Here is an 18057-nt window from a genome sequence, read left to right on the forward strand (position 1 = left end):
AAAAGCAGAAATCAGTATGAGTGCGCTGATTTTAACCAGCGCACTCCGGACAGGTATCAGTCACACTGAACTTTGATGGCCAGACCGCCACGCGAGGTTTCGCGATATTTAGCGTTCATATCTTTACCGGTCTCATACATGGTCTCAATGACTTTATCCAGCGAGACGCGCGGGGCGCTGGTCCGGCGCAGCGCCATGCGCGCTGAGTTGATGGCTTTGACCGATGCAATAGCATTGCGCTCAATACAGGGCACCTGCACCTGACCGGCAACCGGATCGCAGGTCAGACCCAGGTTATGCTCCATACCAATTTCCGCGGCCACGCAGACCTGCTCCGGGCTGGCGCCCAGCAGCTCCGCCAGACCCGCCGCCGCCATAGAGCAGGCCACGCCCACTTCACCCTGACAGCCTACTTCGGCACCGGAGATAGAGGCGTTCATTTTATAGAGAATACCGATAGCGCCTGACGCGAGAAAATAACGGATAAAGATATCGGGCGTGACGCTTTCGATAAAGTGATCGTAATAGGCAAGCACCGCCGGCACGATGCCGCAGGCTCCGTTAGTCGGGGCCGTTACCACGCGTCCGCCTGCCGCATTCTCTTCGTTTACCGCCAGGGCAAACATATTGACCCAGTCGATAACGTTCATTGGATCATTGGAGTGCTTGGTCGATGAGACCAGCAGGCGACGCAAAGAGGCGGCACGGCGCGGAACGCGCAGCGGCCCCGGCAGCACGCCTTCGGTGTTCAGACCGCGGTCAATACACGCCTGCATGGTCTGCCAGACATCGGTAAAATAGCGGGTGATCTCTTCACGGCTGTGCAGCGCCAGCTCATTTTGCATCACCAGTCCTGAAAGCGACATGCCGGTCTCGCTGCAGTGGCTGAGCAGCTCTTTTGCCGAGTGAAACGCATAAGGTACCGCGACTTCATCCAGCACCGGCTGGCCAAAATGCGCTTCATCCACGATAAACCCGCCGCCAATTGAGTAGTAGGTTTTCGTCAGAATCAGCAGATCGCCGGCAAACGCATACAGCGTCATACCGTTTTCATGCAGCGAAAGATTCTCACTGCGGAACACCATGCCGCCTTCGCGTGGAAAGTCGACCTCATGCGCGCCCTTAGCCAGCAGCAGGCGCTCACGCGTTTCCGTATCTTTAATAAATGCCGGGATCGCATCAATATCCACGGTGGCAGGTTCATAACCCGCCAGACCCATAATGATAGCGATATCCGTATGGTGACCTTTGCCGGTCAGCGAGAGAGAGCCATACACATCCACCGCTACGCGCGTGACATCCTGCAGTTTGCCCTGCTCAGCCAGCAGATCCACAAACTGTTTGCCCGCTTTCATCGGACCTACGGTATGTGAACTGGATGGGCCGATGCCCACTTTGAACATGTCAAAAACACTAATCAACGGTAACGCTCCTCACAAATACGGGGTTCTGCGGCCTGAGCCGTAATTGCGGCTAATAGTAATCGCCACGGCGGGCGAAAGAACAGCTTTTCGCATGAAATAATCTAATTATAAACCGCAGAAATAGTTATCAATCCATACCTTTGTGAAGTGGATCGATTTTTCAGCTTTGAGTTTACACACGGCATTCAGGGCAGCGCGATCTGCTGACCAAGCGCACGAATAATTCCGGCCGTCATGCCCCAGATAAAATAATCGTTATACCAGGAGAGCCATATCCGGTGCTGACGCTGGCCGCGATATAACGTCAGCGGATGATAGCGGGCCAGATGCAGTGCTTCACGCAGCGGCATGGTAAAGGCGCTTTCGACTTCATCCGGGTTCAGACGGAGCGGCATGGCTGGCAGGATCCCCACCACCGGCGTGACGGCAAAACCGGTACTGCTGGTGACCGCCGGCAGTACACCGGCTATCTGCACCTGACGGGGATCGATCCCGATCTCTTCCTGCGCTTCACGCAGCGCGGTATCGATCAATGACGTATCGCTGGCATCCTGCATGCCGCCCGGAAAAGCGACCTGGCCGGCATGTTTACGCAGCAGCGCCGAGCGCCGCGTCAGCAGCAGTGCCGGCTCGGCGCTGTTGATAATCGGCACCAGCACTGCCGCATGACGTCCGGCAGGGGCCGGCAGGCGTGCGGGTGGCGGAGGCTGCAGCATAAAACGCGTCAGAAACTGGCTGAGTTCGGCAGTCATATTACTTCTCATCGCTGAGGCAGGGCAGAATGCGGTTAACCTTATGGAAGGTCTCTTCATATTCAGATTGCAGATCGCTGTCAGCCACCAGTCCGCCACCGGCGGCGCAGTAGAGGGTATTGTTTTCAGCGATCAGCGTACGAATGGTAATACTGCTGTCCATACGGCCACACAGGCTGATATAGCCTATGCTGCCGCACCAGGCGTTGCGACGATGCGGCTCCAGCTCTTCGATAATCTCCATCGCACGGATTTTTGGCGCTCCGGTGATTGAGCCGCCCGGAAAGCAGGCGCGCAGCAGATCGGTGGCGCGCAGCCTGTCGGGCAGACGGGCCCGCACGGTGCTCACCAGATGATGCACTGCCGGAAAGGGTTCAACCACAAACAGCTCAGGCACGCTCACGCTGCCGGGTTCAGCCACCCGACCAATATCATTACGCATCAGATCAACAATCATCAGATTCTCCGCACGATCTTTCGCGGAGTGCGCCAGCTTTTCCGCCTGCAGACGATCGGCCTCCGCATCGGCCAGACGCGGCAGCGTGCCTTTGATCGGACGCGTTTCAATAACGTTTTGCTGCAGAGACAGAAAACGTTCCGGCGACAGGCTGAGCAGCGCGCTGTCCGGCAGACGCAGAAAGGCGCTAAAGGGCGCGCGATTGGCGCGCGTAAGGCGCAGAAACGCCTGCCACTCATCCCCGCTATAGCGCGCCTCGAAACGCTGAGCAAGATTGACCTGATAGCAGTCACCTGCCTGAATATACGCCTGTACAGCATTGAAGCGTGCTGCATAGGCTTCGCGCGTCAGGTCAGAGCGCCACGCGCTGGTTAAGTGAAACGCCCGCGGCAGCGGAACCGCCTGCGCCTGCAGCCAGCGCCAGCGCGCGTCAGCATCGCTGAGAGAGACCAGCGTAAGCCGCTGCAGGTGATGATCGGCAATCAGCGCCCAGTCATAAAGGCCCACTGCCATATCAGGCGTCTGCAGATCCTGCTGCGCTACCGCCGGCAGCTGTTCAAACCGGCGGCCGAGATCGTAGCCAAACAGGCCCAGCGCACCGCCCTGAAAAGGCAGATCGGGATGGGAGGCGGGCTGCAGGCCCTGCCGGTCAATCTGCCGCTGCAGCAGCTGCAGCGGATCCTCCCCGGAGCGCTGAATGCCGGTGCCATCATCGGTTTCGGTATACCCGCCGCGCGTGGTGAGCGTGACGCGCGGATCGGCAGTCAGAATATCAAAGCGGTTATCGGCGTGATCGGCCTGACCCGAGGTCAGCAGCATGGCCCACGGGCGATGCGCCAGCGTGGCAAAGCGGTTCAGCAGTGCATCGGGACTATAGGTAAGCGTGAGGGTTTTCGCGATCATGGGTTCAGCAGCATTCAACAGGCAGAGGCGTAGCCTGGCATATTTTTTTGCCACTGGCACCTGTTTGTTCCGCGTGGGATAATGCCCGTCCGATTTAATCTGGAGTAACGTATGTTTACAGGGCTTCCGGCACTATCTCATGAGCAGCAGCAGCAGGCGGTTGAGCGAATTCAGGAACTGATGGCGGGCGGCATGGCCAGCGGCCAGGCGATTGCGCAGGTGGCGCAGGAAATTCGTGAAACCTTTACCGGAGAGGCAATCAGGGCACGCTTCGAAGATGAAGATGAAAACGAATAGTGCCCGTGCCGCTTAACGTGCGGCGATAATTTTTATTTCTACTTTATATTTCGGGTTCATCAGTCCGGCCTGTACGGTGCAGCGTACCGGCGCGTTGCCCGGTGATACCCATGCGTCCCAGGCGCGATTCATCGCCGCAAAATCCGCTTTATCCACCAAAAAAATCGTGGCGTCGAGAATATTGCTCTTGTCCGATCCGGCACGCGTCAGAATACGATCGATAACTGCCAGCGCGTCGGCCGTCTGCGCCTCCGCATCGGCATCCAGATTTTCCGGGACGCTGGTGTAGTAGATCGTATTGCCGTGTATCACGGCTTCGGACATACGATGTTCGGGATCGATACGCGTAATAGACATGCTGTTCTCCTCTGTTTTTTGCTGCGCCAGCCTGCCATAACCGGGCTGCGATGTCATCTGTTGTGGTCGCGTCTGCGGAATCCTGACATAATTACAGTGTTTTTCAGGTTACAGGTGAGGATGTGTGGCAGACGATTTTGCAGCAGATGGCGCGTTAGCGCAGGCAATTCCGGGTTTCAAACCGCGTGCGGCCCAGCATGAGATGGCACAGGCGGTCACAGCAGCGGTAACGCACGGCGGTGAGCTGGTGGTGGAGGCGGGCACCGGAACCGGTAAAACCTACGCCTATCTGGCGCCTGCGCTGCGCGCAAAAAAGAAAGTCATTGTCTCTACCGGCTCTAAAGCGCTGCAGGATCAGCTCTACAATCGCGATTTGCCCACCATTGCCCGGGCGCTCAAATTCAGCGGAAAAACCGCGCTGCTGAAAGGCCGCTCTAACTATCTCTGTCTCGAACGTATGGAGCAGCAAAACCAGAGCGGCGGCGATCTTACCGTACAGGCGCTGGGCGATCTCATCCACGTGCGCAGCTGGTCATCAGAGACCAAAGATGGCGATATCAGCAACTGCGCCGGCGTCGCTGAAGATAGCCCTGTCTGGCCTTACGTCACCAGCACCAATGACAACTGTCTTGGCAGCGACTGCCCGCTCTATAAAGAGTGCTTTGTCGTAAAAGCGCGCAAAAAAGCGATGGATGCTGATGTTGTGGTGGTGAACCATCATCTGTTTCTGGCTGACCTGGTGGTCAAAGAGGGCGGGTTTGGCGAGCTGATCCCGGAAGCGGACGTGATGATCTTCGATGAGGCACATCAGCTGCCCGATATCGCCAGCCAGTATTTTGGCCAGCAGCTCTCCAGCCGTCAGCTGCAGGATCTCGCCAAAGATATCATTCTTGCCTATCGCACCGAGGTGCGTGATGTGCAGCAGCTGCAGAAATCTGCCGATCGTCTGGCGCAGTGTGCGCAGGATTTTCGCCTGACGCTTGGCGAACCCGGCTTTCGCGGTAATCTGCGCGATCTGCTCAGTGATAACAACGTCATGCGCATGTTTACTCTGCTGGATGATGCGCTGGAACTCTGTTACGACGTCATTAAACTCTCCCTGGGACGCTCAGCGCTGCTTGACGCGGCCTTTGAGCGCGCGGCGCTCTATCGCACCCGCCTGAAGCGTTTACGTGCCATCAGCGAACCCGGTTTCAGCTACTGGTATGAATGTACCAGCCGGCACTTTACGCTGGCGCTGACGCCGCTTTCAGTAGCGGAGCGCTTTCGCGAAGTGATGGATACGCGTAAAGCGGCCTGGGTGTTTACGTCCGCCACGCTGGCGGTGAATGAACAGGTCGGGCATTTCGCCAGTCGGCTCGGGGTTGAGCAGGCGCAGACGCTGATCCTCGACAGTCCGTTTGACTACGCCCGGCAGGCGCTCCTGTGCGTGCCGCGCAATATGCCGGAGCCGAATGCGCCTGGCGGGGCCCGGCAGCTGGCGCGGATGATGAAGCCGCTGATTGATGCCAATAAAGGACGCTGCTTTTTTCTCTGCACCTCACACAAGATGATGCGTGAGCTGGCGGCCGAGTTTCGTGCATCAATGACTCTGCCGGTGCTGCTGCAGGGCGAGACCAGCAAAGGGCAGCTGCTGAAGCAGTTCCTGGAGGCGGGTAACGCGCTGCTGGTTGCCACCAGCAGCTTCTGGGAAGGCGTCGACGTGCGCGGCGATGCCCTGTCGCTGGTCATTATTGATAAACTGCCGTTTACCTCGCCAGACGATCCGCTGCTGAAGGCGCGCATGGAGGATTGCCGGCTGCGCGGCGGCGATCCGTTCAGTGATGTGCAGCTACCGGATGCAGTAATCACCCTCAAACAGGGGGTGGGGCGTTTGATCCGCGACACCGCCGATCGCGGCGTATTGGTGATTTGCGATCAGCGTCTGGTCTCCCGCCCCTACGGCGAACTCTTTCTCAACAGCCTGCCACCCACGCCGCGGACCCGCGATCTGGCGCGTGCGATCGACTTTGTCCGGCAGGCTGAGGAACACTAATTTATGCCGCTTTGTGATAAGATGCGCGCCATTTTGATTCTCTGAGGTTGTTATGTCCGCCCGAATTTTAGCACTGGACACGGCGACAGAAGCCTGTTCTGCCGCGCTGCTGAATCAGCAGCAGATCGATGCCCATTTTGAAATTGCTCCGCGCGATCACACGCAGCGCATTCTGCCGCTGGTGCAGTCGCTGCTGCAGGCGCAGCAGCTGGACCTGACCGCGCTGGATGCGCTGGCGTTTGGGCGCGGGCCGGGCAGTTTTACCGGCGTTCGCATTGGTATTGGCATTGCGCAGGGGCTGGCGCTGGGCGCAAACTTACCCATGATTGGCGTCTCTTCGCTGGCAACGATGGCGCAGGGGGCCTGGCGGCTGACCGGTGCCACTCGTGTGCTGGTGGCGATTGATGCACGCATGGGTGAAGTCTACTGGGCTGAATATCAGCGCGATGATGCGGGTCACTGGCACGGCGCCGACAGCGAAGCGGTGCTGAAGCCTGAGGCTGCCGCCGCTCGCATCGCGGCGCTGAGCGGCGAATGGGCGACCGCAGGTACCGGCTGGCAGGCATGGCCTGAGCTGATGACCACGCCGGGCGCAACGCTACTGGCCACCCCGGTTACGCTGCCCGCGGCTGAAGATATGCTGCCGCTGGCGCTGCAGGCGTGGCAGCGAGGCGATACCGTAGCGGTGGAGCATGCAGAGCCGGTTTATCTGCGTAACGAAGTGGCGTGGAAAAAGTTGCCCGGACGCTGAGTCGCCACGCAACTTATTTTTGCACCTCCAGTCTAAATTAAAAATTACAGGAGATGTGCTTATGCCAGGTTATCGTGCTGGAATCGCTGGTGGCGTACTGGCGTGTGTATTGCTGCTGAGCGGCTGCGTCAGCGTACCCGATTCTATTAAAGGAAGCTCGGCGCTTCCGCAGCAGGATTTATTGCGCGTGATGAATGCTCCTCAGCTCTATACCGGGCAGGAGTCACGCTTTGGCGGTAAAGTGGTTCGCGTTACAAACCTCAACGGACTGACGCGGCTGGAGATAGCCACGCAGCCGCTGGATGAGAGCGCACGGCCCCGGCTGGGGGCTGCCTCAATCGGACGGATATATGCCGATCTCAAAGGATTTGTCGATCCGGTTGATGTGAATAACCAATATGTTACGGTGCTGGGTACCATCAAAGGCACCGAAAAAGGTGAAATTGGCAAGGCCAGTTATAACTTTGTTGTGATTGATGTGCGCGGCTATCAGCGCTGGCATCTGACTCAGCAGGTAATGACGCCGCCGCAGCCAATCGATCCCTGGATCGGATATGGCCCGACGCGGCATCATCCGGGTTACTGGGGGCCAAACCCTTACTGGGGGATGAACCTGGGGGGGCCGGCTCAGGTACAGACTATTCTGACCGAGTAGCCGCCACATACTTTTCCGGCCCGGTTGCGGTGCACGCAGCCGGGCTTTTTTATTGGGCGCGTAACCGGCGCGCGAAATTTAGTGATGGGCTTCGCAACCTGAAAATGCCGTAACCGGCAAACTGGTACAATCAGTTAAAGTATTGTTAATAACACTGATTGCAGAGGCGGCGATGGCTACGCAACAAGAATATCGGGGTGACTCTTTGACCAAAGTTTGGCTGAAACGCTATCCGCCAGATGTGCCAGCAGAAATAAATGCCGACCGTTATCCCTCTCTGGTCGATCTCTTTGAACATGCGGTGTTGCACTATGCCGACAACGTTGCCTTTATCAATATGGGGCAGCCGCTGACCTATCGCCAGCTCGACGCGCAGAGCCGCGACTTTGCCGCCTGGCTGCAGCAGGGGCTGGGACTGCAGCAGGGCGATCGCGTGGCGCTGATGATGCCTAATCTGCTGCAGTATCCGGTGGCGCTGTTTGGCGTACTGCGTGCCGGTATGGTGGTGGTAAATGTTAACCCGCTCTATACCCCGCGCGAGCTGAAACATCAGCTCAATGACAGCGGTGCCAGCGCCATTGTTATCGTCTCCAATTTTGCTCACACGCTGGAAAAAGTTGTGGCAGAGACGGCGGTAAAGCACGTGATGCTGACGCGGATGGGCGATCACCTGGCACCGGTCAAAGCGACGCTGGTGAACTTTGTGGTCAAATATGTCAAAAAGCTGGTGCCGAAATACCATTTGCCCGGAGCTGTACCGCTGCGGCATGCGCTGCAGCAGGGCGCACGCATGGTTTATCAGCGTCCGGCGCTCAGCAATGACGATCTGGCATTTCTGCAGTATACCGGTGGCACCACCGGCGTCGCAAAAGGCGCGATGCTCACCCATGGCAACATGCAGGCAAACCTGGAGCAGACAAAAGCCACCTACGGCAAACTGCTGCGCGCCGGGCAGGAGCAGGTGGTAACGGCGCTGCCGCTCTACCATATTTTTGCGCTGACGGTTAACTGTCTGCTGTTCCTCGATCTGGGCGGCACTAATCTGCTGATTACCAATCCGCGCGACATACCCGGATTCGTTAAAGAGCTGGCTAAGTTTCCTTTTACCGCCATTACCGGCGTAAACACGCTGTTCAATGCGCTGCTGAATGATGAAAACTTTAATAAACTCGATTTCTCCACGCTGCGGCTCTCCGCTGGCGGAGGCATGTCCGTTCAGAAAGCGGTAGCGGAGCGCTGGGAAAAGCTTACCGGGCATTACCTGCTTGAAGGCTACGGCCTCACCGAATGCTCCCCGCTGGTATCGGTTAACCCTTACGATATTACCTGCCATACCGGCAGTATCGGCCTGCCGGTGCCCTCTACTGATATCCGGGTTATTGACGATCACAATAATGATGTGACGCCGGGTGAGCCGGGTGAGCTCTGTATCCGCGGCCCGCAGGTGATGGCCGGCTACTGGCAGCGTCCTGATGCCACGCTGGAAGTGCTGAAAAATGGCTGGCTGCATACCGGCGATATTGTTACCGTGGACAGTGAAGGGTTTATCCGGATTGTCGATCGTAAAAAAGATATGATTCTGGTATCCGGCTTCAACGTCTATCCTAACGAAATTGAAGATGTGCTGATGCAGCATCCAAAAATTCGTGAAGCTGCAGCGATTGGCGTGCCAAGCGAACTCTCGGGTGAAGCGGTGAAGGTCTGTATCGTTAAAAAGGATCCCGGGCTGACTAAAGAAGAGGTGCTGGATCACTGCCGTCGTCAGCTGACCGGCTACAAGGTGCCGAAAATTATCGAGTTTCGTGAAGAGCTGCCAAAGACAAACGTGGGCAAAATTTTACGCCGCGAACTGCGCGATGAGGCGAAGCGGGAAGGGCAGTAGTGTCGCCATGCTTCCCCAGGTTAACGCCGGCTACGACCGGCGTTTTTATTGTTTTTAACATGGAGCGCTGCGCGGGGTTTGCGCAGCGGGAATAAATACGTGAATTACACCCTGATCGACCAAGACCACCAGCTGGCTGACGTGTGCCGCCTGGCTCGCCAGCATGATGCTGTTGCTCTGGATACTGAATTTGTACGTACCCGGACCTACTATCCTCAGCTCGGGCTGATTCAGCTGTTTGATGGCGAACAGCTGGTTCTGATCGATCCACTGCCGATTGGTGACTGGACGCCGTTTATCGCCCTGCTGCAGGATACGCAGGTGACTAAATTCCTGCACGCCGGAGGCGAAGATCTGGAAGTCTTTCTGCATCGCTTTGGTTGCCTGCCGCAGCCGATGATCGATACGCAGATTCTGGCCGCCTTTTCCGGCCAGCCGCTCTCCTGGGGATTTGCAGCGATGGTTAATCACTTTAACCAGATTGAACTGGATAAAAGTGAGGCCCGCACCGACTGGCTTGCGCGCCCGCTGACCGAGCGTCAGTGCCAGTATGCCGCAGCGGATGTCGCCTACCTGCTGCCTATTGCCCGTGAACTGATGGCGCAGACTGAAGCCGCCGGCAACATGAAGGCCGCCCTGAGCGAGTGCGACATGCTGTGTCAGCGCCGGCTCGATATATTGCAGCCTGAAGAGGCGTGGCGCGATATTACCAACGCCTGGCAGCTGCGTCCGCGCCAGCTGGCCGCACTGCAGCGCCTGGCGGCCTGGCGCCTGAAGGTCGCGCGTCAGAAAGATATGGCGGTTAATTTTGTGGTACGTGAAGAAAATTTGTGGAAGGTCGCTCGCTATCTGCCCGGCAGCCTCGGTGAACTGGATCACCTTGGACTCAACGGCCATGAAATCCGTTTTCACGGTAAAGCGATGATTGATCAGGTCGCTGAGGCGCAGGCACAGGATGAGGCAACGCTACCGGCACCGCTGCCCAATCTTATTGAGCATCCGCACTATAAGCAGGTCTTTAAAGCGATTAAAGCGCTGGTACAGCAGGTAAGCGAAGAGACGGGATATAGTCAGGAACTGCTGGCTTCACGCCGTCAGATTAATCAGGTTCTCAGCATGTACTGGGGGCTGAAATCAGCAAACCGGCCACCCGAACTGCTGAACGGCTGGCGTGGCGAGCTGCTGAAGCCGGGAATCGACAAGATTCTGCAGGCACTTTAAGCGCGCTGTTTTCCCCTGCGCTATTACGCAGGGGAAACGCTGCGATCCGCTACACTCATTTCGGCGCGTCTTCCGTTTCCGGCAGCGTCACGTTCAGCTCCAGAATCGAAATATCGTCGCCTTTCTGATCGAGCTGTACTGTCACCATATCGGGATCGATTTTGACATATTTGCAGATCACTTCCAGGATATCGCGTTTAAGCTGAGGCAAATAGTGGGGCTCACTGTCGCCCCTCCTGCGTTCAGCAACGATGATCTGCAGCCGCTCCTTGGCTATATTGGCTGTGCTCTTTTTACGGGATAAAAAGAAATCGAGTAAGGCCATTGGTTATCCCCCGAACAGGCGTTTCAGGAAACCCTTCTTCTCTTCTTCAATAAAGCGGAAGGGGCGTTCTTCGCCAAGCAGGCGTTCTACGGTATCAGCATAAGCTTTACCGGCGTCAGAATTGATGTCGAGGATCACCGGTTCGCCCTGGTTTGAGGCGCGCAGCACAGACTGATCTTCCGGAATAACACCGACCAGCGGAATACGCAGGATTTCCAGCACATCTTCCATGCTGAGCATATCGCCACGGGTCACACGGCCTGGGTTGTAACGGGTCAGCAGCAGATGCTCTTTGACCGGGTCCTGGCTGTTTTCAGCACGGCGCGATTTAGAGGAGATAATGCCCAGAATACGGTCAGAGTCGCGTACGGATGAGACTTCCGGGTTGGTTGTGATGATCGCTTCATCAGCGAAGTAAAGCGCCATCAGCGCGCCGGTTTCGATACCCGCCGGGGAGTCACAGACGATAAAATCGAACTCCATAGCGGCTAAATCGTTCAGCACTTTCTCTACGCCTTCGCGCGTCAGAGCGTCTTTATCACGCGTCTGCGATGCCGGCAGAATGTAGAGCTGCTCGGTGCGTTTATCGCGGATCAGCGCCTGATTCAGGGTGGCATCACCCTGAATAACATTCACAAAGTCATACACGACGCGACGTTCACAGCCCATAATCAAATCGAGATTACGCAGACCGATATCGAAGTCGATAACAACGGTTTTTTTGCCCTTTTGCGCTAACCCTGTCGCGATGGCCGCGCTTGACGTGGTCTTGCCAACGCCCCCTTTGCCCGATGTTACTACAATAATGCGTGCCATAAATGTTGATTTCCTTAACGAAAGAAAAGGGGCCTAATTAAGTGTCTGGATGGTAAGCGCGCCCTCTTTCAGACAGAGGCGCGCCGCTTTACCAAAAAATTCCGCCGGAATCTGATCCATGATCCAGTACTCACCGGCGATTGAGACCAGCTCAGCGGCAAGGTGAGTACAAAAATCTGGCAGTCACGATCGCCACTGGCGCCTGCCAGCGCCCGGCCGCGCATCATGCCGTAAATATGTATATTGCCATCGGCAACCAGTTCTGCTCCGGCGCTAACGCTGCTGGTCACAATCAGGTCGGCGTTACGGGCATAAATCTGCTGACCGGAACGCACTGGCGTATTCACCACGCGCGTTTTGTTGATGCTCTCGGTAACAACAGCGGGTGCAGCAGCTTCTTCCGCAGGCGGCGCTTCAGCCGTTTTGCGGTTCTCTTTGCCTTCAGAGAGCACCGGTAAGCCCGCGCGGGCCACCATTTTTTCTGGGCGTCATCTTTGCAACCGCTGACGCCAACGATACGCAGTCCGGTGGCGCTGATCGCCTGCTGCATCTGCTTCCAGTTAATATCTCCGGATAGCGCTGAGATGTTCAGGACGACCGGAGCGTTCTGTAAAAAGGCCGGCGCCTGATCGATCTTCTCCTGCAGCGCCTGACGAATCACATCGGGTTGTGAATGGTGCAGATGAACAACTGACAGGGTAAAACTGCTTCCCTTGAATTCGATTGGCGATTGCGGCATCTGTCCTGGCTCAGTCCTGTTTTTTTTGACCCGGAGATGAACGTCGATAAAATCGCCATTAACATCATCGGGTCAATATTCGAAGTTCTGCAAGCATGTTATAGTTACTGTAATATTCAGGCAAGTGACGCTAACAGTTAATTCGAGTAAAAAATATGTTTTGTGTGATCTATAGAAGCCCGCAACGCGACCAGACTTATCTTTATGTAGAAAAAAAGGACGATTTCTCCCGCGTGCCGGAAGCGCTGCTTAAAGGTTTTGGCAAGCCGCAGTTAGCGATGGTGCTGTCGCTGGACAAGCGTGAGAGACTGGCCAACGCAGACATTGAAAAGGTAAAGCAGGGACTGCGCGAGCAGGGTTTTTATTTGCAGATCCCGCCGCCTGTAGAAAGTTTGCTCAACGTCCATCTTGAGCAGGGTAAAGAAGTTTAATTCAGATTCATCTGTAAAAAATATAGCCTGTAAATATATTCAGTGTTCAGTGATTAATTAATTGCCCATGTTCCATCCTGTCGTGGGCAATTAATATTTGTTTGCCCGCCGTCGTAAGAAAGATAAATCTCTTTTGACAATTTCTGTTACACCTGTCGCGATAACCGTTAATATTATCTTTACTGGCGCCCCGTTCCGGCCGCTACTCACAGAGCCTCTGTCATCCCGACAGAGCGCAGACATAACTCAGGCAGGTGAAAAATATGTATCAGCATCGTAACTGGCAGGGTGCTCTGCTGGATTTTCCGGTCAGCAAAGTGGTATGCGTAGGCAGTAATTATGCAAAACATATTAAAGAAATGGGAAGCGCAACGCCGGATGAGCCGGTGCTGTTTATCAAACCTGAGACAGCCTTATGCGATTTGCGGCAGCCGCTCTCTATCCCGACCGCGTTAGGTGACGTACATCATGAAGTGGAACTCGCTGTCCTGATCGGCGCCACGTTAAAGCAGGCCAGCGAAGAGCATGTGGCAAAAGCGATTGCGGGTTACGGCGTAGCGCTGGACCTTACGCTGCGCGATCTGCAGGCGGGGTTCAAAAAAGCGGGTCAGCCCTGGGAGCGCGCGAAAGGGTTCGACAACGCCTGTCCGCTTTCCGGCTTTATTCCGGTCGGTGAGTACACGGGCGATCCGCAAAATAGCGAGCTGCAGCTGGTGGTGAACGGAGAGCGGCGTCAGCATGGTTCTACGTCCGATATGATCCACAAAATCAAGCCGCTCATCGCCTATATGAGCCAGTTTTTTACGCTGCGCGCGGGCGATGTGATCCTGACCGGCACGCCAGAGGGCGTAGGCCCGCTGCGCTCAGGGGATAAACTTGAGATATCGCTTGCGGGTCACGGTATCAGCACGCGCGTGCTGTAATACTTGCATCACCGCATCTTAACCTTTATAAGGTGCGGTTTTGCTGAACAACCCGGACCGCAATGATGAGTGACCAACCTTTCTGGCAGACCAAACGTCTGGAACAAATGGACGACGCTGAGTGGGAATCGCTGTGTGACGGCTGCGGACAGTGCTGTCTGAATAAGCTGCAGGACGCCGATACGGATGAGATCTATTTCACCAATGTCGCCTGCAACCAGCTGAATATTAAAACCTGCCAGTGCCGCAACTACGAACGCCGGTTTGAGTATGAAGAAGATTGTATCAAGCTCACGCGTGAAAACCTCACAACCTTTAACTGGCTGCCGCGCACCTGCGCCTACCGGCTGCTTGGCGAAGGCAAAGCGCTGCCCGCCTGGCATCCGCTGCTGGCGGGATCAAAAAAAGCGATGCATGCCCAGCGGATCTCGGTGCGCTACATCGCTGTACGCGAAAGTGAAGTACGCGACTGGGAAGATCACATTATTGACCGACCCGATCGGAATGGCTGATTCTGCGTCCCTCAGCGGCCAAACAGGTTGCGCTGACGCGGCCTGAATATCTGAGCGACAAGTACCACTATCGCCACCAGCAGGTAGGCGGCAAAAATGGCGATCATCCACTGCGGCATGCTCCAGCCGAGGAGCGTCCAGCCGCGCTCAGCGCAGTCGCCGCTGGCAACAAATACCGCGGGCAGCCATTTGTCCAGCGGCAGCCATGCCGGAAAGCGTGCGGCAAAGTCGCAGGTGACAAACGGGTTAGGGTGCAGCTGCAGCATGGTATGCTCCCAGGATAAGCGCAAGCCCTCAGCGGCGCTGTAGATCCAAATGGCCAGGCTGGCCCAGCGCAGCGGAGTCTGCGGCGCAATAGCGCCCACCACGCCTGCCGCCATTACGCCAAACAGCGCACACCGCTCGTAGATACACATCACGCAGGGCTTAAGCCCCATACCGTGCTGGAAGAACAGCGCCACCAGCTCCAGCGCCAGCGCGGTCAATGCCAGCAGCAGCCAGGCGCCACGCCCGCGCGAGCAGAGATTCAGATATCGCAACATAGTGGATTTCCCTTAGCTATCAGTGCCTGGCAGTGTAAACCAAAAGCCCGACGCTGCCAGCCTGCAATCAGGAATTCAGCGATAAAAATGACGCAGATCGTTTATGTGGCAGGTTGTCTGACCCGATAGCCACTTGCCCGGCCCGGGCCAGGTGAAAGCATTCAGCCCGCATGCTGAAATTTGCGCCAGGCCATGCTTTTAATCCGCCGGCAGACTATTTCCGCTATAGCCCCTCTGGTATGATGAGTGTAATGACGATTAAGAACGCAATGAGAACGTAACGCTATGGTTATCAAGGCGCAGAGCCCTGCAGGATTCGCAGAAGAGTACATAATTGAGAGTATCTGGAACAGTCGTTTCCCCCCCGGGTCGATTCTGCCTGCTGAACGTGAATTGTCTGAACTGATTGGCGTTACCCGCACCACCCTGCGCGAAGTGCTGCAGCGTCTGGCGCGTGATGGCTGGCTCACTATTCAGCACGGCAAGCCGACGCGCGTAAATGATTTCTGGGAAACCTCAGGTCTCAACATCCTTGAGACGCTGGCCCGGCTCGATCACGACAGCGTGCCGCAGCTGATTGATAATTTGCTCTCAGTACGCAGCAACATCGCCTCTATTTTTATCAGCCGTGCGCTGCGTCACCATCCGGAAAAAGCCCGCGAAGTGCTGGAGAGCGCGCTGCATGAGCAGGATCAGGCTGATGCCTATGCTGAGCTTGATTACCGGGTATTCCGCGGTCTGGCGTTTGCTTCCGGTAATCCGATTTACGGTCTGATCCTCAACGGACTGAAAGGGCTCTATACGCGGGTCGGACGCCACTATTTCTCTGATTCCGAAGCGCGCGAGCTGGCACGCAGCTTTTATCAGCAGCTGGCGGATATGTGTTCGCAGCAGCCGACGCAGGAGCAGGTGGTTGAGTGCGTACGGGTGTATGGACGCCGCAGCGGGGAGATCTGGCACAGTATGCAGAAAAATCTGCCGGACGATCTCGGTAACAAGCGCTAAAGAAAACCGGACTCTTCAGTCCGGTTTTTTTATGCTCAGAGTCCGGGCGCACGCGGCGGACATCGGTCGAGCAGTTCTATGCTGCCATCTTCGTTCTGCTGCTCCAGATGAATATCAAATCCCCAGAGCCGGTGAACATGTTTCAGCACATCGCGCCGGCTTTTATCCAGCGGCGCACGCTGCTGAGGAACATAGCGCAGCGTCAGCGAGCGGTCGCCGCGCAGATCCACGTTATAGACCTGAATATTGGGTTCCAGATTGCTGAGATTATACTGGGCAGAGAGCTGCTGGCGAATGGCGCGATAGCCAGCCTCATCATGAATCGCCGCAATTTCCAGATAGTTATTGCGATCGTCATCCATCACGGTGAACAGACGGAAATCGCGCATCACTTTCGGCGACAAAAACTGGCTGATAAAGCTCTCATCTTTAAACTCGCGCATCGCAAAATGCAGCGTTTTAAGCCAGTCGGAGCCGGCAATATCGGGGAACCAGTGGCGATCTTCTTCTGTCGGCGCCTGACAGATGCGTTTGATATCCTGGAACATAGCGAACCCCAGGGCATAGGGGTTAATACCGTTATACCACTGGCTGTTATAAGGCGGCTGATAGATAACGTTGGTATGACTGTGCAAAAACTCCATCATAAAGCGTTCTGATACTTTGCCCTCGTCATAGAGATGATTGAGGATCGTGTAGTGCCAGAAGGTTGCCCAGCCCTCATTCATCACCTGCGTCTGTTTCTGCGGATAGAAATACTGGCTTACTTTACGCACGATGCGCAGCACTTCGCGCTGCCACGGCTCCAGTAAAGGGGCATTTTTTTCCATAAAGTAGAGCAGATTCTCCTGCGGTTCAGAGGGATAGCGCGCGGCTTCTATGTGCGACGCCTCTTTCTCTTTACGCGGCAGCGTACGCCATAGCGTATTTACCTGACTCTGCAGATACTCTTCGCGGCTCTTTTGCCGCGCTTTCTCCTCCTGCAGTGAAATTTTCTGCGGGCGCTTATAGCGGTCAACGCCGTAGTTCATCAGGGCGTGGCAGGAGTCAACCAGACGCTCAACCTCTTCGACACCAAAGCGCTCCTCACAGTCGGCAATATAGTTACGGGCAAACAGCAGGTAATCGACGATTGAACTCGCATCCGTCCAGCTGCGGAACAGATAATTATTTTTAAAGAAAGAGTTGTGTCCGTAGCAGGCGTGGGCCATCACCAGCGCCTGCATGGTCATCGTATTCTCTTCCATCAGATAGGCGATACAGGGGTTAGAGTTGATGACGATCTCATAGGCGAGCCCCTGCTGCCCATGCTTATAGCGCTGCTCGGTTTCGATAAACTTTTTACCGAACGACCAGTGCGCATAATTGATCGGCATCCCCACGCTGGAGTAGGCATCCATCATCTGTTCGGAGGTAATAACTTCAATCTGATGCGGGTAGGTATCAAGCCCGTAGCTTTTCGCCACGCGGTCGATTTCAGCCAGGTAGACATCAAGCAGTTCAAATGTCCAGTCGGGCCCGTCACTGAGTCGTTTACTGCTGCGGGTTGGCTCGTCAAACATTGTCGTCATAGCGCACCTCTGTTTTGCAGGCGGCAGGAAGACCCTGCCACACGGGTGAAGGCTTCGTCCTGAGAAAGAGCGCCCAAAAACTGAGCGAACAGATCAAGGATAGTTCACTGTCTCGCATCCGATAACGGAACTCAAACGAATTCTTTTGGCAGAAAATCATCCGGATAGTGCGATTACACCATGCTATGAGATATTAATCCGGCTGCAAATCAAAAGGCAGAATAATAAACTGTAAAAACCGCAGTCAGGCAGCAGCGGGTGATTCTGCTGAAAAAGGGAAAAAGCCCTGATTTTTTTCTGACAAAGCGCTCCGGTCAGCGCTTCAGAAGCGGTAAAACTCTGATCTTTGCTATCAGGAAGGATTTAAGTGTGCAGAATGTTAAAAAAGATGTGAAATAGCCGGGTCAATTCTAAGATAAACAGAGCAGCCTGATTATTCTGACTCAGGTGCTCATGCCA

The 18057-nt window shown here is 55.7% G+C and carries 18 protein-coding genes and 1 pseudogene; 10 read left to right on the forward strand and 9 right to left on the reverse strand.

Translation table 11 applies throughout. The features are described 5' to 3' along the window. Nucleotides 1-56: 56 nt before the first annotated feature. The 3 genes from HA43_RS04545 to pabB form a co-directional block, all read right to left on the reverse strand. Nucleotides 57-1421: an L-serine ammonia-lyase gene (locus HA43_RS04545; protein WP_039384754.1), complete on the reverse strand. Its 1365-nt coding sequence runs from the start codon at nt 1419-1421 to the stop codon at nt 57-59. Between the two features lie 188 nt (nt 1422-1609). Next, on the reverse strand, nt 1610-2176 hold the full coding sequence (locus tag HA43_RS04550; protein WP_039384751.1) for a CoA pyrophosphatase: 567 nt from the start codon (nt 2174-2176) through the stop codon (nt 1610-1612). Nucleotide 2177: 1 nt separating this feature from the next. Beyond that, a complete protein-coding gene (gene pabB, locus HA43_RS04555; RefSeq protein WP_094111083.1) occupies nt 2178-3536 on the reverse strand; it encodes an aminodeoxychorismate synthase component 1 in 1359 nt (452 codons plus the stop codon). Between the two features lie 111 nt (nt 3537-3647). On the opposite strand from pabB, the gene HA43_RS04560 reads away from it, so the two are divergent. Next, nucleotides 3648-3833, forward strand: a complete 186-nt coding sequence (locus tag HA43_RS04560) for a YoaH family protein (RefSeq protein WP_039384746.1) — start codon at nt 3648-3650, stop codon at nt 3831-3833. Between the two features lie 12 nt (nt 3834-3845). On the opposite strand, the gene HA43_RS04565 is transcribed toward HA43_RS04560, so the two are convergent. Then, entirely contained in the window at nt 3846-4190 is a 345-nt protein-coding gene (locus HA43_RS04565) for a RidA family protein (RefSeq protein ID WP_094111099.1), read from the reverse strand. Nucleotides 4191-4314: 124 nt separating this feature from the next. On the opposite strand from HA43_RS04565, the gene yoaA reads away from it, so the two are divergent. The 5 genes from yoaA to rnd all read left to right on the forward strand — a co-directional run bounded on the left by yoaA (nt 4315) and on the right by rnd (nt 10734). Further along, entirely contained in the window at nt 4315-6225 is a 1911-nt protein-coding gene (yoaA, locus tag HA43_RS04570) for a DNA repair helicase YoaA (protein ID WP_039384744.1), read from the forward strand. 52 nt (nt 6226-6277) lie between these two features. Next, nucleotides 6278-6976 carry a tRNA (adenosine(37)-N6)-threonylcarbamoyltransferase complex dimerization subunit type 1 TsaB gene (gene tsaB, locus HA43_RS04575; RefSeq protein ID WP_094111084.1) on the forward strand — a complete coding sequence of 233 codons (699 nt, stop codon included), beginning with the start codon at nt 6278-6280 and terminating at the stop codon, nt 6974-6976. A 61-nt stretch (nt 6977-7037) separates the two neighbouring features. Beyond that, entirely contained in the window at nt 7038-7631 is a 594-nt protein-coding gene (locus HA43_RS04580; protein ID WP_071668868.1) for a Slp family lipoprotein, read from the forward strand. A 205-nt stretch (nt 7632-7836) separates the two neighbouring features. Then, nucleotides 7837-9513: a long-chain-fatty-acid--CoA ligase FadD gene (gene fadD, locus HA43_RS04585; protein ID WP_128083781.1), complete on the forward strand. Its 1677-nt coding sequence runs from the start codon at nt 7837-7839 to the stop codon at nt 9511-9513. Nucleotides 9514-9612: 99 nt separating this feature from the next. Then, on the forward strand, nt 9613-10734 hold the full coding sequence (gene rnd / locus HA43_RS04590; protein ID WP_094111100.1) for a ribonuclease D: 1122 nt from the start codon (nt 9613-9615) through the stop codon (nt 10732-10734). A gap of 55 nt (nt 10735-10789) precedes the next feature. Here rnd and minE read toward each other — a convergent pair whose 3' ends face one another. The 3 genes and pseudogenes from minE to minC form a co-directional block, all read right to left on the reverse strand. Continuing rightward, a complete protein-coding gene (gene minE / locus HA43_RS04595; protein ID WP_039384731.1) occupies nt 10790-11059 on the reverse strand; it encodes a cell division topological specificity factor MinE in 270 nt (89 codons plus the stop codon). Between the two features lie 3 nt (nt 11060-11062). Beyond that, nucleotides 11063-11875 (reverse strand): septum site-determining protein MinD, encoded by an 813-nt coding sequence (gene minD / locus HA43_RS04600; protein WP_039384727.1) that lies wholly within the window; start codon nt 11873-11875, stop codon nt 11063-11065. A gap of 33 nt (nt 11876-11908) precedes the next feature. Then, nucleotides 11909-12614: pseudogene (minC, locus tag HA43_RS04605) on the reverse strand (septum site-determining protein MinC). A gap of 155 nt (nt 12615-12769) precedes the next feature. On the opposite strand from minC, the gene HA43_RS04610 reads away from it, so the two are divergent. The 3 genes from HA43_RS04610 (at nt 12770) to HA43_RS04620 (ending at nt 14480) form a co-directional block, all read left to right on the forward strand. Beyond that, nucleotides 12770-13045 (forward strand): YcgL domain-containing protein, encoded by a 276-nt coding sequence (locus tag HA43_RS04610; protein WP_039384721.1) that lies wholly within the window; start codon nt 12770-12772, stop codon nt 13043-13045. A gap of 263 nt (nt 13046-13308) precedes the next feature. Continuing rightward, a complete protein-coding gene (locus tag HA43_RS04615) occupies nt 13309-13968 on the forward strand; it encodes a fumarylacetoacetate hydrolase family protein (RefSeq protein ID WP_039384719.1) in 660 nt (219 codons plus the stop codon). Between the two features lie 65 nt (nt 13969-14033). Then, complete coding sequence (locus tag HA43_RS04620; RefSeq protein ID WP_039384718.1) at nt 14034-14480, forward strand: YcgN family cysteine cluster protein; 447 nt, start codon at nt 14034-14036, stop codon at nt 14478-14480. An 11-nt stretch (nt 14481-14491) separates the two neighbouring features. On the opposite strand, the gene dsbB is transcribed toward HA43_RS04620, so the two are convergent. Continuing rightward, nucleotides 14492-15022, reverse strand: coding sequence for a disulfide bond formation protein DsbB (gene dsbB, locus HA43_RS04625; protein ID WP_039384717.1), 531 nt, complete (start codon nt 15020-15022; stop codon nt 14492-14494). Nucleotides 15023-15307: 285 nt separating this feature from the next. On the opposite strand from dsbB, the gene fadR reads away from it, so the two are divergent. After that, nucleotides 15308-16027, forward strand: coding sequence for a fatty acid metabolism transcriptional regulator FadR (gene fadR, locus HA43_RS04630; protein ID WP_039384716.1), 720 nt, complete (start codon nt 15308-15310; stop codon nt 16025-16027). Between the two features lie 35 nt (nt 16028-16062). On the opposite strand, the gene HA43_RS04635 is transcribed toward fadR, so the two are convergent. Next, on the reverse strand, nt 16063-17598 hold the full coding sequence (locus tag HA43_RS04635) for a SpoVR family protein (protein ID WP_039384715.1): 1536 nt from the start codon (nt 17596-17598) through the stop codon (nt 16063-16065). Nucleotides 17599-18057 lie beyond the last annotated feature (459 nt).

This window comes from Pantoea eucrina, from assembly GCF_002095385.1.
Taxonomy (GTDB): domain Bacteria; phylum Pseudomonadota; class Gammaproteobacteria; order Enterobacterales; family Enterobacteriaceae; genus Pantoea; species Pantoea eucrina.

What these genes read in the sequence shown, in the direction of transcription:
- dsbB (WP_039384717.1), bottom strand. Translation starts at nt 15,022, where the DNA reads ATGTTGCGATATCTGAATCTCTGCTCGCGCGGGCGTGGCGCCTGGCTG.
- fadR (WP_039384716.1), top strand. Translation starts at nt 15,308, where the DNA reads ATGGTTATCAAGGCGCAGAGCCCTGCAGGATTCGCAGAAGAGTACATA.
- HA43_RS04635 (WP_039384715.1), bottom strand. Translation starts at nt 17,598, where the DNA reads ATGACGACAATGTTTGACGAGCCAACCCGCAGCAGTAAACGACTCAGT.
- HA43_RS04565 (WP_094111099.1), bottom strand. Translation starts at nt 4,190, where the DNA reads ATGTCTATTACGCGTATCGATCCCGAACATCGTATGTCCGAAGCCGTG.
- minE (WP_039384731.1), bottom strand. Translation starts at nt 11,059, where the DNA reads ATGGCCTTACTCGATTTCTTTTTATCCCGTAAAAAGAGCACAGCCAAT.
- HA43_RS04610 (WP_039384721.1), top strand. Translation starts at nt 12,770, where the DNA reads ATGTTTTGTGTGATCTATAGAAGCCCGCAACGCGACCAGACTTATCTT.
- HA43_RS04615 (WP_039384719.1), top strand. Translation starts at nt 13,309, where the DNA reads ATGTATCAGCATCGTAACTGGCAGGGTGCTCTGCTGGATTTTCCGGTC.
- HA43_RS04550 (WP_039384751.1), bottom strand. Translation starts at nt 2,176, where the DNA reads ATGACTGCCGAACTCAGCCAGTTTCTGACGCGTTTTATGCTGCAGCCT.
- minD (WP_039384727.1), bottom strand. Translation starts at nt 11,875, where the DNA reads ATGGCACGCATTATTGTAGTAACATCGGGCAAAGGGGGCGTTGGCAAG.
- HA43_RS04620 (WP_039384718.1), top strand. Translation starts at nt 14,034, where the DNA reads ATGAGTGACCAACCTTTCTGGCAGACCAAACGTCTGGAACAAATGGAC.
- pabB (WP_094111083.1), bottom strand. Translation starts at nt 3,536, where the DNA reads ATGATCGCGAAAACCCTCACGCTTACCTATAGTCCCGATGCACTGCTG.
- HA43_RS04580 (WP_071668868.1), top strand. Translation starts at nt 7,038, where the DNA reads ATGCCAGGTTATCGTGCTGGAATCGCTGGTGGCGTACTGGCGTGTGTA.
- tsaB (WP_094111084.1), top strand. Translation starts at nt 6,278, where the DNA reads ATGTCCGCCCGAATTTTAGCACTGGACACGGCGACAGAAGCCTGTTCT.
- HA43_RS04560 (WP_039384746.1), top strand. Translation starts at nt 3,648, where the DNA reads ATGTTTACAGGGCTTCCGGCACTATCTCATGAGCAGCAGCAGCAGGCG.